General features: G+C 60.9%; 1 protein-coding gene. It reads left to right on the forward strand.

Annotation, left to right across the window (positions count from 1 at the left end; genetic code table 11):
* A partial coding sequence (locus tag EN935_RS39230; protein ID WP_164771889.1) for a phosphodiester glycosidase family protein occupies positions 1 to 623 on the forward strand: 623 nt, incomplete at its 5' end.
* Positions 624 to 631: the final 8 nt, after the last annotated feature.

Below are 631 nucleotides of genomic sequence, written 5' to 3' on the forward strand. Positions count from 1 at the left end.
ATCCGAAACGATATCAGGTCGAGTTGTTCTGGAAAGATCCGGCGGGCAAGCCATTTCAGTCGCTGCACAATCTCCATGCCGCGCAGCAGGCGGCCGGGCGCACGATGCTGTTCGGCATCAATGCCGGCATGTATCACCCGAACCTCGCGCCGGTCGGTCTCTATGTCGAGCACGGCCAGGAAATGGCTGATGTGAAGACGGGATCGGGAAGCGGCAATTTTTCCCTGCAGCCGAACGGTATTTTCTACATGCGCGACGGCAAGGCCGCGGTCCGCGCCACCAGGGATTTTGTGAAAAGGCGTCCGAGCGTCGATTATGCGACGCAATCCGGGCCAATGCTGGTGATCGACGGCCAGCTGCATCCGAAATTCCAGGCTGACAGCACCTCGCGAAAAACCCGCGACGGGGTCGGGGTGCGAAAGGACGGCGTTGCGGTGTTTGCGATTTCGAACGGCACGGTGACCTTCCATGCCTTCGCCCGGCTTTTCCGCGACGCGCTCGGCTGCGACAACGCGCTGTTCCTCGACGGCACGATATCCAGCCTGTTTGCGCCTGCCATCGGCCGCAACGACGACTACTGGAATTTGGGGCCGATGATTGGCGTCTTCAGGAAGAATGGCTAGCGCCCGAG

The sequence above is a fragment of the Mesorhizobium sp. M7D.F.Ca.US.004.03.1.1 genome (genome assembly GCF_003998635.1).
Taxonomy (GTDB): Bacteria; Pseudomonadota; Alphaproteobacteria; order Rhizobiales; family Rhizobiaceae; genus Mesorhizobium; species Mesorhizobium loti.